This is a genomic window from Pseudomonas sp. 1152_12 (genome assembly GCF_052850675.1).
This window is the reverse complement of sequence record NZ_VXCW01000004.1, coordinates 73,101-88,521: the sequence shown is the minus strand read 5'-3', so window position 1 is coordinate 88,521 and position 15,421 is coordinate 73,101. Positions and strand designations below refer to the sequence as shown.

13 protein-coding genes are annotated in these 15,421 nt (G+C 62.2%); 5 read left to right on the top strand and 8 right to left on the bottom strand.

The features are described from left to right. Positions 1–3: 3 nt before the first annotated feature. Positions 4–729, bottom strand: a complete 726-nt coding sequence (locus FW764_RS08320; RefSeq protein ID WP_446433527.1) for a cobalt-precorrin-6A reductase — start codon at positions 727–729, stop codon at positions 4–6. Next, positions 726–1,931: a precorrin-6y C5,15-methyltransferase (decarboxylating) subunit CbiE gene (gene cbiE / locus FW764_RS08315; protein WP_446433526.1), complete on the bottom strand. Its 1,206-nt coding sequence runs from the start codon at positions 1,929–1,931 to the stop codon at positions 726–728. The genes FW764_RS08320 and cbiE overlap by 4 nt, the downstream gene beginning before the upstream one ends. Before the next feature lie 38 nt (positions 1,932–1,969). Between cbiE and cobG the strand changes: the two genes are divergently transcribed. The 5 genes from cobG to FW764_RS08290 all read left to right on the top strand — a co-directional run bounded on the left by cobG (position 1,970) and on the right by FW764_RS08290 (position 7,323). Further along, on the top strand, positions 1,970–3,316 hold the full coding sequence (gene cobG, locus FW764_RS08310; RefSeq protein ID WP_446433525.1) for a precorrin-3B synthase: 1,347 nt from the start codon (positions 1,970–1,972) through the stop codon (positions 3,314–3,316). Further along, complete coding sequence (locus FW764_RS08305) at positions 3,309–3,935, top strand: precorrin-8X methylmutase (RefSeq protein ID WP_446433524.1); 627 nt, start codon at positions 3,309–3,311, stop codon at positions 3,933–3,935. Before cobG ends, FW764_RS08305 begins: the two co-directional genes overlap by 8 nt. Further along, entirely contained in the window at positions 3,935–4,666 is a 732-nt protein-coding gene (locus FW764_RS08300; protein ID WP_446433523.1) for a precorrin-2 C(20)-methyltransferase, read from the top strand. The genes FW764_RS08305 and FW764_RS08300 overlap by 1 nt, the downstream gene beginning before the upstream one ends. After that, on the top strand, positions 4,666–6,303 hold the full coding sequence (gene cobJ, locus FW764_RS08295; protein ID WP_446433522.1) for a precorrin-3B C(17)-methyltransferase: 1,638 nt from the start codon (positions 4,666–4,668) through the stop codon (positions 6,301–6,303). Before FW764_RS08300 ends, cobJ begins: the two co-directional genes overlap by 1 nt. Before the next feature lie 237 nt (positions 6,304–6,540). Continuing rightward, positions 6,541–7,323 (top strand): hypothetical protein, encoded by a 783-nt coding sequence (locus FW764_RS08290; RefSeq protein WP_446433521.1) that lies wholly within the window; start codon positions 6,541–6,543, stop codon positions 7,321–7,323. On the opposite strand, the gene FW764_RS08285 is transcribed toward FW764_RS08290, so the two are convergent. The 6 genes from FW764_RS08285 to dusB form a co-directional block, all read right to left on the bottom strand. Beyond that, on the bottom strand, positions 7,320–7,916 hold the full coding sequence (locus FW764_RS08285) for a MarC family protein (protein WP_446433520.1): 597 nt from the start codon (positions 7,914–7,916) through the stop codon (positions 7,320–7,322). The two genes, FW764_RS08290 and FW764_RS08285, sit on opposite strands and share 4 nt — an antisense overlap. Before the next feature lie 164 nt (positions 7,917–8,080). Next, positions 8,081–10,852 carry a response regulator gene (locus FW764_RS08280; RefSeq protein WP_446433519.1) on the bottom strand — a complete coding sequence of 924 codons (2,772 nt, stop codon included), beginning with the start codon at positions 10,850–10,852 and terminating at the stop codon, positions 8,081–8,083. A gap of 115 nt (positions 10,853–10,967) precedes the next feature. Next, positions 10,968–12,260, bottom strand: a complete 1,293-nt coding sequence (purD, locus tag FW764_RS08275; RefSeq protein ID WP_446433518.1) for a phosphoribosylamine--glycine ligase — start codon at positions 12,258–12,260, stop codon at positions 10,968–10,970. Between the two features lie 83 nt (positions 12,261–12,343). Beyond that, positions 12,344–13,951 (bottom strand): bifunctional phosphoribosylaminoimidazolecarboxamide formyltransferase/IMP cyclohydrolase, encoded by a 1,608-nt coding sequence (gene purH, locus FW764_RS08270; protein ID WP_446433517.1) that lies wholly within the window; start codon positions 13,949–13,951, stop codon positions 12,344–12,346. An 81-nt stretch (positions 13,952–14,032) separates the two neighbouring features. Then, positions 14,033–14,353 (bottom strand): DNA-binding transcriptional regulator Fis, encoded by a 321-nt coding sequence (fis, locus tag FW764_RS08265; RefSeq protein ID WP_002555375.1) that lies wholly within the window; start codon positions 14,351–14,353, stop codon positions 14,033–14,035. After that, positions 14,350–15,363 carry a tRNA dihydrouridine synthase DusB gene (gene dusB / locus FW764_RS08260; RefSeq protein ID WP_446433516.1) on the bottom strand — a complete coding sequence of 338 codons (1,014 nt, stop codon included), beginning with the start codon at positions 15,361–15,363 and terminating at the stop codon, positions 14,350–14,352. Before dusB ends, fis begins: the two co-directional genes overlap by 4 nt. Positions 15,364–15,421: the final 58 nt, after the last annotated feature.

Here is a 15,421-nt window from a genome sequence, read left to right as displayed (position 1 = left end):
GATCTATCGAATGAAATCTGCCAATGAGTCGATTATTTCTGCGGGCGACAAAAACTCCCGGTCCACAGCAGCCAACATCGGACGCTTCAACACCAAGGCCGGTACCCCTCGCTCGCGAGCCACTTCCAGCTTCGGTTCAGTGGCCGTGCTTCCGCTGTTCTTGCTGATCAATACATCAATCCCACGCCGCTCAAACAACGCGCGCTCATCCTCGATCAGAAACGGCCCACGCGCGCCGATGACTTCACAGCGTGCATTGCCGGGATACACATCCAGCGCACGCAGTGTCCAGAATTGCCCCGGCGGAATCTCGTCAAGATGCTGCAACGGCTCGCGCCCAAGAGTGAACAACGGACGCTTGAAGGGTTTCAACGCTTCAATCAGCTCAGCCCAATCACAGACCTCACGCCAGTCATCCCCCGCCTGCGGCTGCCACGCGGGGCGGCGCAAGGCCCAGCAAGGAATGTCGCACAACTGCGCAGCCAGGGCGGCGTTGCGACTGATCTGCGCCGCATAGGGGTGCGTGGCGTCAAGGATCAGGCTGATATGTTCATCGCGAACAAACTGCGCGAGCCCTTCAACCCCGCCATAACCACCGACGCGCACGTGGCAGGTGAGGTCGGCAGGCACACGCCCAACACCCGCCAAGCTGTAGATATGCTCCGGACCGAGCGTGCGGGCGATGGCCAGCGCTTCCGTCACGCCGCCCAACAGCAGGATGCGTTTCATAACGGCTTGACCACTTCCAGCAGCGTGATCGGCAACGCCTGGCGCCAGGTATCGAACTCACCCAGCGGCTGCGCCTGGGCCACATGAATACGGGTCAGCTCTCCACCGTGCTCGGCTCGCCAGGCCATCAGGGTCATTTCGCTTTGCAGGGTCACGGCATTCGCCACCAAGCGGCCGCCGGGGCGCAAGTGCTGCCAGCAGGTGTCGAGCACACCGTCGCGGGTGACGCCGCCGCCGATGAAGATCGCGTCCGGCGCTTCTAAACCGTGTAATGCATCCGGGGCCGTGCCACGAATCAGGTGCAAACCGGGCACGCCGAGGGCGTCGCGGTTCTGTTCGATCAGGCCTTGGCGACCCGTATCGGCCTCAATCGCCAACGCACGGCAGCTCGGGTGAGTGCGCATCCATTCGATGCCGATAGAGCCGCTGCCCGCGCCCACATCCCAGAGCAATTCGCCGGGCATCGGCGCCAGGCGCGCGAGGGTCAGGGCACGCACATCGCGCTTGGTCAGTTGGCCGTCGTGTTTGAAGGCCGAATCGGGCAGACCGGCGAGGCGCGACAGGCGTGGCGTATTGGCGTCGGCCAGGCAGTCGATGGCGACCAGGTTCAAGTCGGCGACCGAGGTGCGCTCCCACGACTGGGCCAGTGCGTCGATGCGCTGCTCATCCGCGCCGCCGAGGTGTTCAAACACCGTCAACCGGCTGGGCCCAAACCCGGACTCAACCAATAGCGAGGCAATCAAAGCAGGGCTGCGCCCGTCATTACTCAACACCAGCAGCCGCACGCCACTGGCCAGATGCGCATTCAGCGCCGCAAGCGGCCGAGCGACCAGCGACAACGTCACCACGTCCTGCAACGGCCAACCTAAACGCGCCGCCGCCAACGATACCGACGATGGTGCCGGTAAAACCAGCAACTCTTCAGGCGCCATCTGCCGCGCCAAACTGGCGCCCACGCCGTAGAACATCGGGTCGCCGCTGGCCAGCACGCACACAGGCTCGCCGCGCCGCGCCAATACTGGGCCCAGGGAAAACGGGCTCGGCCACAATTGGCGCTCGCCACGAATACACACCGGCAACAGGTCCAACTGACGCTGGCCGCCTATAATCCGAGTGGCGCGCAACAGGGCATGCCGGGCGTTTCTGCCCAGCCCCTTGAAGCCGTCTTCACCGATGCCTACAACCGTCAGCCAGGGCGACATAGCAATTCCTTGAACGACATCCGACGGGCAGGCTTTTCATGCCGCCGGACAAAGCAGGCATAATACCGCGCCTTTACCTGTCAACCGGTAGCCCCGTGAACCCAACGCCCGCTGTGAATACCTTGCGCCCCTCGGCTTGTCCGGGGTTGCTGCGTATCGTCCAGGCGTTGGATGGCGGCATTTGCCGGATCAAATTGGCCGGTGGTTCGATCAGCGCGGGCCAGGCCCATGCCGTGGCGGACGCGGCCCAGGCCTATGCGGGCGGGGTGATTGAGGCAACCAATCGCGCCAACCTGCAGATTCGAGGGATCGGCGCCGAGCAGGAGGCCCTGATCGCGATGCTGCTGGCCGCCGATCTCGGGCCGAGCAATGCCGCCGGCGACGATGTGCGCAATCTGATGCTCAGCCCCAGCGCCGGTATCGACCCACAGATGCTGTTCGACACGCGCCCGCTGGCCGCGCAGATCCTTGCCACCCTGCAAAACCATGCGCGGTTCCACGAGCTGTCGGCCAAGTTCGCGATACAGCTGGATGGCGGTGAAGCCCTGGCGATGCTTGAGCATCATCATGACTTGTGGCTGTCAGCATTTGTACGCAATGGCCAGACGCTGTTGGCATTCGGCCTGGCCGGCTGCCCGGGGCTCGATGCGCCGGTGGCGGCGGTGCCGTTGGACCAGGGCCATGCACTGGTGGTGGCGGTGCTGGAAGCGTTTCTCGATCTGGCGACGCCAGAGCAAACACGCATGCGCCATCTGGTTGTGGATAACATATTAAGCCGCCTCAGCCTGCCGTTGCTGCCGGTGGAGGGCTTCCAGCGCCCGGCCAGTGGCGCGTTGCTGCACCTGGGCAGTTATCCACAGCCGCAGAAAAATCAGTTCTACGTCGCGGCAGTTGCGCCATTGGGCCGCCTGGATCCGCTGATGCTCAAAGGCGTCGCGCGACTGGCCAGCGAGTACGGCGATGGGACGTTACGTTTCACGCCCTGGCAAGGCGTGTTACTGCCTAATATCGAACGCGCAGTCGCTGTGACCGAACGCTTGGCGCAGCTGGGCTTCCTCTGCTCAGTCGACCAGCCCTTGGCCCGCCTGATCGCTTGCACCGGCTCCAGCGGCTGCGGCAAAGGCCTGGCCGACACCAAGACTGACGCCGTACAACTGGCGGCGCATGCGCCGGGCGTCGAGGCGCACCTGTCTGGCTGTCCACGTTCCTGCGCTGCGGCGCACACCGCGCCGGTCACCTTGCTGGCGGTCAGCCCCGGCCACTACGACGTCTATTTTCGCGACGCAGCCCAACCCGGTTTCGGCCGGCTGCACGCGCGCACTCTTTCCATTGAAGCGGCGGGCGCCCTGTTACGCGCACGCTCACGGAGCAACACCGATGATTGATTACATCCGCGACGGTCAGGAGATCTATCGCAACTCCTTCGCCATTATTCGCGCGGAAGCTAAGTTGGACCGCATCCCGGCCGACCTGGAAAAACTCGCGGTGCGGGTGATTCATGCGTGTGGCATGGTCGAGGCTATCGACGGCCTGCAGTTCTCCGACGGCGCAGGCAAAGCCGGGCGCGATGCGCTGGCCGCTGGCGCGCCGATTCTGTGTGATGCGCGGATGGTCTCCGAAGGCGTGACCCGCGCGCGTCTGCCGGCCAACAACGAAGTGATCTGCACCTTGCGCGACGACAGCGTGCCTGAGTTGGCGCGAGAGTTGGGTAATACCCGCTCCGCTGCGGCCTTGGAGCTATGGCGTCCGCACCTGGAAGGCAGCGTGGTGGTGATTGGCAACGCGCCGACCGCATTGTTCTACCTGCTGGAAATGCTCGACGCCGGCGCGCCGAAACCGGCGTTGATCCTGGGTTTTCCGGTGGGTTTTGTCGGCGCCGCCGAATCCAAGGCGATGCTGGCGGCGGACAGCCGTGGCGTGCCGTTCGTGATCATGCAAGGCCGCCTGGGCGGTAGTGCGATGGCCGCCGCTGCGGTCAACGCCTTGGCCACGGAGGTCGAATAATGCCGGCACGTGGACGTTTGATTGGCCTCGGCGTGGGCCCCGGTGACCCGGAACTGATTACCCTCAAGGCCCTGCGCCTGCTACGCGAATCGCCGGTGGTGGCCTACTTCGTGGCCAAGGGCAAAAAGGGCAACGCCTTTGGCATCATCGAAGACCACTTGGTTGCGCAGCAGACCCTGATGCCGCTGGTGTACCCGGTGACCACCGAAGTGCTGCCGGCGCCGCTGTCCTACGAGCAAGTGATCAGCGACTTCTACGACAACGCCAGTCTCGAGGTGGCCGCACACCTGGACGCCGGCCGCGATGTGGCGGTGATCTGCGAAGGCGACCCGTTCTTTTACGGTTCCTACATGTACCTGCACGACCGCCTGGCCGAGCGCTATGAAGCACACGTCATCCCCGGCGTGTGCTCAATGCTCGGCGGCGCCTCGGTGCTCGGCGCACCGTTGGTGTATCGCAATCAGAGCCTGTCGGTGCTCTCGGGCGTGCTGCCCCACGACGACCTAAAGCGCCGCCTGGCGGATGCTGATGCGGCGGTAATCATGAAGCTCGGTCGCAACTTCCCCAAGGTGCGCCAGGTGCTGGAAGAACTCGGCTTGGCCGAGCGCGCGTTGTATGTGGAGCGCGCGACCATGGCCAACCAGAAAATCGTGCCGCTGGATCAGGTCGACCCGGCGTCTTCGCCGTACTTCTCGCTGATCATCGTGCCGGGTGAACGGTGGCAAGGTTGATGCGCCCGGCGATCGTCATTCTGGGTCAGGGCAGCCTGACCACGGCGCGCAAGATTGCGCAGCTCTACCCCGGCGCGTTGATTCATGGCTTGGCCGGGCGGGTTGAAGGTGCCGACCAGACCTACAGCGAGTTCGGCGCGACCCTGCGCCAGCTCTATCAACAAGGCACGCCGCTGATTGCCCTGTGCGCCGCCGGCATCGTGATCCGCACCCTGGCGCCGCTGCTGCTGGAGAAGGGTGAAGAACCCGCCGTGTTGGCGGTGGCCGAAGACGGCAGCGCCGTGGTGCCCTTGCTCGGCGGCCTCGGTGGCGTGAACGTGATGGCGCGCGACATCGCTGCCGCGTTGGGCGTGTCTGCCGCGATCACCACCAGTGGCGAGCTGCGTTTCGGCACCTGCCTGCTCAACCCGCCTGCGGGGTATCAACTGGCCGACCTGGAGCTGGGCAAGCGTTTTGTCTCGGACCTGTTGGCTGGCGAAAGCGTGCGTATCGAAGGCGCCGCGCCCTGGCTGGACCAGGCCAATTTGCCTCAGGATCAGCAGGCACGCCTGGCGATTCATGTGAGCAGCGCTGAGCGTGTGCCTGCCGCCAACGAGTTGCTGATTTACCCACAGAACGTCTGCGTTACCTGTAAACCCGGCGCGCAATTGGCTGAGCGTGTGCGTGCGGCTTTACATGGCGCCGGCATTGCGGCGCACTCTCTGGCCTGTCTGTTGGCCAGCGAAACGCAGATGGCCGACGCTTCGCTGCATGAAGCTGCATTGGAATTGGGTGTGCCGCTGCGTTTCTCCAGCATCAAGCCAGACGCCGATATCGTCATCAGCGTCGCCGAGCAGCCCTTGGACCTGGCGCTCGTCGGGCGCCCGCGTGGCCGCCTGGCGGTGATCGGCTTGGGCCCGGGCGCCGCCGAGTTGATGGTGCCGGCCGTCAAGGCTGAACTGGCGCGCTGCACCGACGTGCTGGGCTACGAAACCTATGTGCGCATGGCTGGCCCATTTCGCGACGATCAGGTTCAACACAGCACGGATAACCGCGAAGAGATGCAGCGCGCGCGGCACGCCTTTGAACTGGCCGCGCAGGGCCGCTCCGTGGTGGTGGTGTCGTCGGGTGACCCCGGCGTGTTCGCCATGGCTGCCGCCGTGATCGAGGCCTTGCACGAGTCGAGTGACCCTGCGTGGCATCAGGTCGATCTGGAGATTCTGCCGGGTGTCTCAGCTTCCCTGGCCACCGCCGCCCAGGCGGGTGCACCGTTGGGTCATGACTTCTGCGTGATGTCGCTGTCGGACAACCTCAAGCCCTGGTCGATCATCGAAAAACGCTTGGACCTTGCGTCCCAGGCCGACCTGGCGCTGGCGTTCTACAATCCGATTTCGCGTTCTCGCCCTTGGCAATTGGGGCGCGCGCTGGAAATCGTCGCGTTGCATCGCACGCCACAGACGCCGGTGGTGTTGGGGCGCGATATCGGCCGCCCAGGCCAGACTCTGCGCGTCACCACGCTTGGGCAACTGACGCCCGAGCAGGTCGACATGCGCACCATGGTGCTGATCGGTTCCTCCACCACGTGCGTCTTCCCGCGCGCCGGTGGCGGTGAGTGGGTGTACACGCCACGCTGGTATGGCAACAAACCCGCCACCTGAAAACAGCCTGACGCATGCAAGAAAGCTCCGAGTAACGCTAGGTGAAAACCTGCTGCTACTCGGAGCTTTTTCTTTTTTTTTCGATGAAATCCGGAAGGTCCGCGGGTACGCCTCGTTATTACTGGGTGGCGCTTTTTCCACGGGTGGGCCAAGCGATGTTTGTCGCCTGGAAAGCCCGCCTGCCACTGGACTAGTGTGAAGGAAAACCCCATGTGGGGTGCTTGTGGAGAACTGAAAATGGAGCGACATCGCAAAAGGATCATCAGTGCGAAAAGGCGCAAGTTGATTGCCGCCTACAAGCTGCCAGGTGCACCGGGAAAGACACCCTCTGTACCGGTGGGCACCGTGGAGGATGATTGCAACGCGGCCGTGGTGAACAACGGGGTGATCTCGTTTATTGAGGGCATGTCCGCCCTGAACCGGGAGTACGTTCGCAAGAGCTACCTGCTGGCGAGCAGCTATGTCAGTGATGTGTTGAAAGTACAGCGCGGTACCGAGATCTGGTACGACGAATTTATCAAGGTGATGGTCAGTCTGGGCTGGCTGCCGGTGCGCAGCCGCTTCAAGCGGGTGTCGAGCTCCGGCAAGGGCCTGACGGTGCAACTGGCGGCGCTGAATATGATTGCGACGATGCTGACATCGACGTCGCTGGCCGGGCCATTGCTCGCCGCACTGCCGAAACTGGCGGCCGACGCGCTGGAGGCGCTGAAGCGGCAACCCGCTTCATTCGAGCTGTTCAAGCGCAACAGCACGGTGCACCAGGGAGGAGATTTCGGCCTGGCGTCCTGTGCCGAAGCCGAGGGTGAAGTGACGATGGTGCTGGTGACCTACAGCTCTCACGGCGTGAGCAAACAGCTGGGGCTGCCGTTTCTGGAGTGGGACAGCGCTGCGTTTGAGGCTTTCAGCGGGCAGACTTGCCTGGTGCTGAATACCTCGGTCGTCAACGAAAAGACTCTCCAGCTCATGCGCGAGAGCGCGGGCGATAAAGTGCAATTGGCGATCGCTCAATATCGAATTTAAGGCACCAGGTAGCCGCGCACCCCGGTAAAGATGATTTGTGCGGCGAGGGCACACACGAACAACCCCATCAACCGGCTGACAATCTGCAAGCCCTGGTCACCCAGAATACGTTCGATACGGTTGGACAAGTACAGCACCACACCCACCGTGAGGCTGGCCAGGGCGATGCTGAGGATGGCGGTGATCTTGTCATCCCAGTGCGGCTGACTGACGCCCATCACCAACAGCGCACCGATGGTGCCGGGGCCGACCGTGAGCGGGATGGTCAGCGGCACGATGGTCACGTCCTGCTGCACATTGTCGGTCTGCACGGCCGATTTGCCCTGCGCCATGCCCAGGGCGGAGATGAACAGCACACTGCCAGCGCCGATGCGGAAGGCGTCCACGGTGATGCCGAATACGCTGAAAATCACTCGGCCGAAGAGGTAGAGCAATAGGCTTGAGACCAGCGTTGCCAGCGCCACTTTCCAGGCCAGGCGTCGGCGTTCCTTGCTCGAATAACCACGGGTCAGGCTGATGAAGCAGGACAGCACAAAGAATGGGCTGTAAAGCACCAGCATCTTCAGGTAAACGCTGAATAACACGTGGAGCATGGGGGGCGGCTCGCGGTGGTGGAAGTTCGGAGAGTCTATCAGGCGGCACAGATCAAATGTGCGAGCGGGCTTGCTCGCGAATGCGCTGGATCAGTTAAAGATGCATTGACTGACACACTGCATTCGCGAGCAAGCCCGCTTCCACCTTTGGATTGAATTTCAGGTCAGGAAGGTGCGTGCTCAGGACGCTGTTGTCGCTGCGCCACCCAGAACTCCACCAGTTCACGCAACTGCGACAACTCCACAGGCTTGGCCATATGGCCATCCATCCCGGCCTGGCGTGCACGCTCTTTGTGTTCCGACAGAATGTGCGCCGTGAGCGCGACCACCGGCGTGCGAATACGCTGGTGGCTGACCTCCCAGGCGCGTAGTTGCTGAGTGGCGGAAAAACCATCGAGGATCGGCATCTCACAGTCCATCAACACCAAATCGTAACGCTGGGCCTTCATGGCTTCGAGCGCTTCTTCGCCATTGCTGGCGGTATCCGGGTTGAGGTTGAGCTTGCCGAGCATGCCGCGAATCACTTTGGTGGAGATGCTGTTGTCCTCGGCCACCAGGATGCGGAAATCGGCAGGCACGGTCACCGCAGCAGGGGGGCTGAGGGCAGCTCGTGGCTGCACCACGCCTTTGCTGCGTTGGGTCAGTTCGTCGGCCAGGGTGGTCTTGAGCGTATAGCCAGCCACCGGCTTGGCGAGGATGCGCTTGATCCCGCAGTTGCGCGCGATGATCTTGCTCGGCGCATTGCTGATGCCGGTGAGCATGATCAGCAGGATGTCGTGGTTCAGGCTCGGGTCTTCCTTGATCTTCGCCGCCAGTTGCATACCGGTCATGCCGGGCATGTTCTGGTCCAAAAGCACTACGTCGAAGTAATCGCGCAGGTGCGCCTTGGTACGCAGCAACGCCAAGGCTTCTTTGCCGGACGGCACGGCGCTGACGTTCAGGCCCCAGGCCGTGCATTGCTGCACCAGCACTTTGCGGCACGTGTCGTTGTCGTCCACCACCAGCACGCGTGCGCCTTTGAGTGGGCCGTCGAGGTCGGAGGTCGGGTGCTCCAGGCGTTCCGGGTCCAGCGGCAGGGTCAGCCACAGGGTGCTACCTTCGTGGCTGCCGCTCTTGATGCCGAACTCGCCGTTCATCAGCAGGATCAGCTGGCGGGCAATGACAAGACCTAAGTGGCCGCTCAAGCGCGTGGCCGAGAGGAAGTTCTTGCTGTGCAATTCGCTGTGCAGCAACGCGTCGCGTTCGGCGGCTTCCATCGGCACGCCGCTGTCTTGCACGGCAATGCGCAGGCGTGGTTTGGTGCTGCGTTCGTCGAGGGCGACGACGATCAGCACCTCACCCTCATCGGTTTTTTGCAGGGCGTTTTCCAGCAGGCTCAACAGTGCCTGGCGCAGCCGCGTCGGGTCGCCGCTGATGACGCGCGGCACTTGTGGCTGGATAAAGCTGATCAGTTCTACGTTCTGCTGCTCGGCCTTGGCGCGGAAGATACTCAGGCAGTCTTCGATCAGCGCATTCAGGTCGAACTGTACGTCGTCCAACTCGATCTGCCCGGACTCCAGCTTGGAGATGTCGAGGATCTCGTTGATCAAGGTCAGCAGTTCATTACCGGCGCTGTGGATGGTCTGCACGTAGTCACGCTGCTTCACCGACAGCGGCGTGCCCAGCAGCAGCTCGGTCATGCCCAGCACGCCGTTCATGGGGGTGCGAATTTCGTGGCTGATCTTCGCCAGGAACTCCGCCTTGGCGGCGATCTCGGCGTTGCTGGCCGCCAGGTCGCGGCTTAGGCTGAAGCGTGCCTCGACAATCGCGCGTTGGCGTTCGCCCAGGGCCAGGCTCATCAATAAGCCGCTGATGCAGATAAACCCAAGCAGAGTGACGATCAAGCCTTGCGGCGCAACCAGCGTCAGCCCGAGCAGGGCCGGGAGGATGATCAACGTGCCGATGTTGAACACCACCATGCCCGCCACGAACAACCGTGCCGGCCGGTAGCCTTGCTGCCAGTGATAGGCCGAGACAAATAGCATGCTTAAGCCGGCCAGGGCCACCAGTGCATAGGTGATGATGTTCAGCGGCAAGGTGTTGACGAACAACAGCAGCAAGCCGCACAGCACAATCAGCAGGATGTCGGCCATCAACAGCTTGTTCAGTGCGTGCGGGCCCAGCGGCATGAAGAATCGGTAGGCAAACATCAGCCCGCACGGCGCGGTCAGCAGCAGGGCGAGGTAGGCACCTGGGGTCTGGATCGCGTGCCAGTTCGGCAGCCATGGCCCTACCAGGTTGAGCAACAGCGCCAGGCTCAGCATCAGCAACACCTCACACGCTGCCAGCCACAGGCTGCTGCGCGAGCGGTGGTAGGCAAATCGCGTGAGGTTGTGCAGGATCAGCATCAGCAGGCAGCCGAACAGCAGGCCGTAGATCAGCGTTTGGTTCTGGTCGGCGGCGGCCAGTACGGCCGGTTCCAGGGTGATGTAGGGGCGCAGCTCGTGTTCCGAGACCAGGCGCAGATACACCTCAAGCGGCTTCTGGCTCTGAGGCATGGGCAGCATGAAGTCACTGCTGGGCAGTGGGCGTTCCGACTGGGGCTGGCGGGTGCCGGTGCTTTGTTGCTCCACCAGGGTGTCGCCGTCCAGTACATAGAGGTTCAACTGGGACAGGTCCGGGGCGAATACCCGTAGCACTTGCTCGTGCTTGCCGGGTTGTAGCTTGAAGCGTACCCACAACGCACCGTCCGGCTCGGAGGCGGTAATCCGGTCCAGTTCGATGGGGCTGAATTGATTGGTGTAGCGGGCGGAGCGGATGTCGCTCAGTTGCAGGTCGGCCTGTTCATCAAGCAATACGGCCCACCCACTGCCTTGCGCGGCGGCCTGGGCCGGGAACAAGCAGAGCAGTGTCAGCAGACTGACTGTGAAACCTATGGCGATCCTGAGCCAGCGCACGGCGAAATCCCTTCGTAGGTTGATGCACGGGTTAACTATGCGCGGGGCGGCCTGGGTACGGCAAGGGCCAGAGGCCCTTACCTAACCGAACGGATAGTTGCTGGAGGGTAGCTGTTTACTGGTTCTCGCCACGTTCACGGGCAATAGCGCGGTAGCCGATGTCCGTGCGGTAGAAGCAACCTTTCCAGTCGATTTTCGCGGCCAACTTGTATGCCTGTTGTTGCGCAGCGTCGACACTGGCACCCATCGCGGTGGCGCACAATACGCGGCCACCTGCGGTTACAACTTTGCCATCCTTGAGCGCGGTGCCCGCATGGAACACCTTACCTTCCAGCGTAGCAGCTGCGTCGAGGCCTTCAATTACATCGCCCTTGGCGTAGTCGGCAGGGTAACCACCGGCCGCCAGCACAATGCCGACGCTCGGACGTGGGTCCCACTGCGCTTCAACCTTGTCCAGCGCTTGGGCCAGCGCGGCCTCCACCAGCAGCACCAGGCTCGACTGCAGACGCAGCATCACCGGTTGGGTTTCCGGATCACCAAAGCGGCAGTTGAACTCGATGACTTTCGGGTTGCCAGCTTTGTCGATCATCAGGCCGGCGTACAGGAAGCCGGTGTACACATTGCCTTCGTCGGCCATGCCGCGCACGGTCGGCCAGATCACCAGGTCCATCACACGCTTGTGCACGTCGGCGGTAACCACGGGGGCAGGGGAGTAAGCACCCATGCCGCCGGTGTTCGGGCCAGTGTCAGCATCGCCAACGCGTTTGTGGTCTTGGCTGGTGGCCATTGGCAAGACGTTTTTGCCGTCGACCATCACGATAAAGCTGGCTTCTTCGCCGTCGAGGAACTCCTCGATGACCACGCGCGAACCGGCGTCACCAAATGCATTACCGGCGAGCATGTCGCGCACGGCGTCTTCGGCTTCCTGCAGGGTCATGGCAACGATCACGCCTTTACCGGCGGCCAGGCCATCGGCCTTGATCACGATCGGCGCACCTTTTTCACGCAGGTAAGCCAGGGCCGGCTCGATCTCGGTGAAGTTCTGGTAGTCGGCGGTCGGGATCTTGTGGCGCGCCAGGAAATCCTTAGTGAACGCCTTGGAGCCTTCCAACTGGGCAGCGCCGGCGGTAGGACCGAAGCAGTCCAGGCCGCGGCTGCGGAACAGGTCCACAACGCCGGCAACCAGCGGCACTTCCGGGCCGACGATGGTCAGCGATACATTATTTTCGGCAAAGTCAGCCAGTTGCTCCAGAGCCAATACGTCGATAGCGACGTTTTCGCACTTGGCTTCAATGGCGGTGCCGGCGTTGCCGGGTGCGACAAATACTTTCTGGACACGTGGGTCCTGGGCAACTTTCCAGGCCAGGGCGTGTTCACGGCCACCGCTGCCAATGATCAAAACATTCATTTCAAAAACCTCGGATGACGCTGAATTCTTGGGAGCACTGTGGGCTGCTTTTCTGTGGGAGCTGGTGCCCACCGACAGTGCTGTCAGTGGCGGAAGTGGCGCATGCCGGTGAAGACCATGGCAATGCCGGCTTCGTCCGCAGCGGCGATGACTTCTGCATCACGCATCGAGCCACCCGGTTGGATCACGGCGCTGACACCGGCTTTCGCCGCATTGTCCAGGCCATCACGGAACGGGAAGAATGCATCGGAAGCCATCACCGAACCGGCTACCTGCAAACCGGCGTGCTCAGCCTTGATCGCGGCGATACGTGCCGAGTTCACACGGCTCATCTGGCCGGCGCCGACACCAATGGTCTGGCGGTTTTTGGCGTAGACGATGGCGTTGGATTTAACGTACTTGGCGACTTTCCAGGCGAAAATCAGGTCGTTGATTTCCTGCTCGGTTGGGGCGCGCTTGGTCACAACCTTCAGGTCTTCGCTGCCGATCATGCCGATGTCGCGGCTCTGTACCAGCAAGCCGCCGTTGACGCGCTTGTAGTCCCAGGCAGCCGCGCGGTCAGCCGACCACTCACCGCAGGCCAGCAGGCGCACGTTGGTTTTGGCGGCCACAATGGCGCGGGCTTCTTCACTTACGGAAGGGGCGATGATCACTTCGACGAACTGACGCTCGACGATAGCCTTGGCGGTTTCTGCATCCAACTCGCGGTTGAAGGCGATGATGCCGCCAAACGCGGACTCGGTGTCGGTGGCGTAGGCCAGTTCGTACGCCTGGCGAATGCCGCCTTCAGCGTCCGGGCTTACGGCCACGCCGCACGGGTTGGCATGCTTGACGATCACGCAGGCTGGCTTGACGAAGCTCTTCACACATTCCAGCGCGGCGTCGGTGTCGGCCACGTTGTTGTAGGACAGCTCTTTGCCTTGCAGTTGGGTCGCTGTGGCGATGCCGACTTCGGCCGGCTTGGCTTCCACGTAGAATGCCGCGCTCTGGTGCGGGTTCTCGCCGTAGCGCATTTCCTGAGCCTTGATGAACTGGCTGTTGAAGGTGCGCGGGAACTGGCTGCGGCCTTCTGTGCTGAGGGTTTCAGCCGTCTGGTTCACGGTGCCCATGTAGTTGGCGATCATGCCGTCGTAGGCGGCGGTGTGTTCGAAGGCCTTGAGCATCAGGTCGAAGCGCTGGGCGTAGGTCAGGCCGCCGGCTTTCAGGCTTTCCAGTACGTTGGCGTAGTCACTGGCGTTAACCACGATAGCCACGTCTTTGTGGTTCTTGGCTGCCGAGCGAACCATGGTCGGGCCGCCGATATCGATGTTTTCGATGGCGGTCGGCAGGTCGCAGCCTGGCTTGTTGATGGTGGCTTCGAACGGGTACAGGTTGACGGCCACCAGGTCGATCGGCTTGATGCCGTGCTCGGTCATGATGGCGTCGTCGATACCGCGACGACCGAGGATCCCGCCGTGGATTTTCGGGTGCAGGGTCTTGACCCGACCGTCCATCATTTCTGCGAACCCGGTGTAGTCCGCAACTTCTACCGCGGCCACGCCGTTGTCCTGCAGCAGTTTGAAGGTCCCGCCCGTGGAGAGGATTTCCACGCCCAGGGCTTCCAGCTCCCGGGCAAATTCGAGGATCCCGGTCTTGTCGGAAACACTGATCAAGGCACGGCGGATCGGCAGGCGGGTAGTCTGGTCGGTCATTTCAATTTCCATCAAAAGCAAAGGAGTCAGCAAAAAAGGCGACCGGTTTTACGCGGGCGCCTTTCTGGTTTGATTGAATGCTTACAGCAAATCGTACTGCTTGAGCTTTTTGCGCAAGGTGCCACGGTTGAGGCCCAGCAGCTCACTGGCTTTGGTCTGGTTGCCCTTCACGTAATTCATCACGCTCTCGAGCAAGGGCGCCTCGACTTCGGAGAGCACCAGGTTGTACACATCCGTGACGGAAGCGCCCTCAAGGTGGGCGAAATAATTGTGCAGCGCCTTCTCGACACTCCCGCGAAGGGTCTGGCCTTCTTCGCTCGGCGTGTTGAGGTGCTGTTTCAAATTGACGTTGTCGCTCACGGGTGTTGTTCCACTCACTAAAGTCTCGGTCATCATCGTCATGCGGCCACCCCCTCTCCGTCCCCTGTCCCCAGGCTCTTGTCACGCTCGCTGAAAAACTCTCGAACGGTGGCGACCTGTGCTTGCGTATCATCCAAACGATTGAAGTGGGCGCGAAACTCCCTGGCGCCCGGCAAGGTTGCGAGATACCAGCCGACATGCTTGCGAGCAATGCGTACCCCCATCACGTCTCCATAGAAGGCGTGCAGGGCGGCCAGATGCTCTAGCAGAATACGTTCCACCTCGATCAGCTCCGGTGCCGGCAAGACTTCACCGGTGCGCAGAAAGTGTTCGATCTCACGAAAAATCCAGGGCCGCCCCTGGGCGGCCCGGCCAATCAACAAGCCATCGGCACCGGTTGCGTGCAGCACGCGCCGGGCTTTCTCGGCTGAGTCGATATCGCCATTGGCAAAGACCGGCATCGACACCGCCTGCTTGATCGCGGCAATGGTGTCGTACTCGGCTTCACCGGTGTAAAGGTCGGCGCGGGTGCGGCCATGCACTGCCAGCGCTGTAATGCCTGCCTGTTCGGCGATCTTCGCCACCGTCAGGCCGTTCTTGTTGTCCCGGTCCCAACCGGTACGAATCTTCAGGGTGACCGGCACATCCACTGCGGCGACAACGGCCTGCAGGATCTCGGCTACCAATTGCTCATCTTTCAACAGGGCGGAACCGGCGGCCTTGTTGCAAACCTTCTTGGCCGGGCAGCCCATGTTAATGTCGATGATCTGTGCGCCCAACTCAACGTTGGCCCGGGCCGCATCCGCGAGCATCTTTGCATCACCACCGGCGATCTGGACCGAGCGGGGCTCGGGATCACCTTCGTGGATCATGCGCATCCGCGACTTGCGGGTGTTCCACAAGCTCATGTCGCTGGTGACCATTTCAGAGACTACTAGACCCGCGCCCAAACGCTTGCACAGCTGACGAAAGGGCTGGTCGGTGACGCCCGCCATCGGGGCGAGGATCAAGCCGTTTTGCAATGTGTATGGGCCGATGCGTACCGCCGACATAGGACTTCCCTGTTGTGGGGCCGGATCATTAGAGTTCGAAAAAGGGTTGGCATGATAC

What these genes read in the sequence shown, in the direction of transcription:
- FW764_RS08320 (WP_446433527.1), bottom strand. Translation starts at nt 729, where the DNA reads ATGAAACGCATCCTGCTGTTGGGCGGCGTGACGGAAGCGCTGGCCATC.
- cbiE (WP_446433526.1), bottom strand. Translation starts at nt 1,931, where the DNA reads ATGTCGCCCTGGCTGACGGTTGTAGGCATCGGTGAAGACGGCTTCAAG.
- cobG (WP_446433525.1), top strand. Translation starts at nt 1,970, where the DNA reads ATGCCGCCGGACAAAGCAGGCATAATACCGCGCCTTTACCTGTCAACC.
- FW764_RS08305 (WP_446433524.1), top strand. Translation starts at nt 3,309, where the DNA reads ATGATTGATTACATCCGCGACGGTCAGGAGATCTATCGCAACTCCTTC.
- FW764_RS08300 (WP_446433523.1), top strand. Translation starts at nt 3,935, where the DNA reads ATGCCGGCACGTGGACGTTTGATTGGCCTCGGCGTGGGCCCCGGTGAC.
- cobJ (WP_446433522.1), top strand. Translation starts at nt 4,666, where the DNA reads ATGCGCCCGGCGATCGTCATTCTGGGTCAGGGCAGCCTGACCACGGCG.
- FW764_RS08290 (WP_446433521.1), top strand. Translation starts at nt 6,541, where the DNA reads ATGGAGCGACATCGCAAAAGGATCATCAGTGCGAAAAGGCGCAAGTTG.
- FW764_RS08285 (WP_446433520.1), bottom strand. Translation starts at nt 7,916, where the DNA reads ATGCTCCACGTGTTATTCAGCGTTTACCTGAAGATGCTGGTGCTTTAC.
- purD (WP_446433518.1), bottom strand. Translation starts at nt 12,260, where the DNA reads ATGAATGTTTTGATCATTGGCAGCGGTGGCCGTGAACACGCCCTGGCC.
- purH (WP_446433517.1), bottom strand. Translation starts at nt 13,951, where the DNA reads ATGACCGACCAGACTACCCGCCTGCCGATCCGCCGTGCCTTGATCAGT.
- fis (WP_002555375.1), bottom strand. Translation starts at nt 14,353, where the DNA reads ATGACGATGATGACCGAGACTTTAGTGAGTGGAACAACACCCGTGAGC.
- dusB (WP_446433516.1), bottom strand. Translation starts at nt 15,363, where the DNA reads ATGTCGGCGGTACGCATCGGCCCATACACATTGCAAAACGGCTTGATC.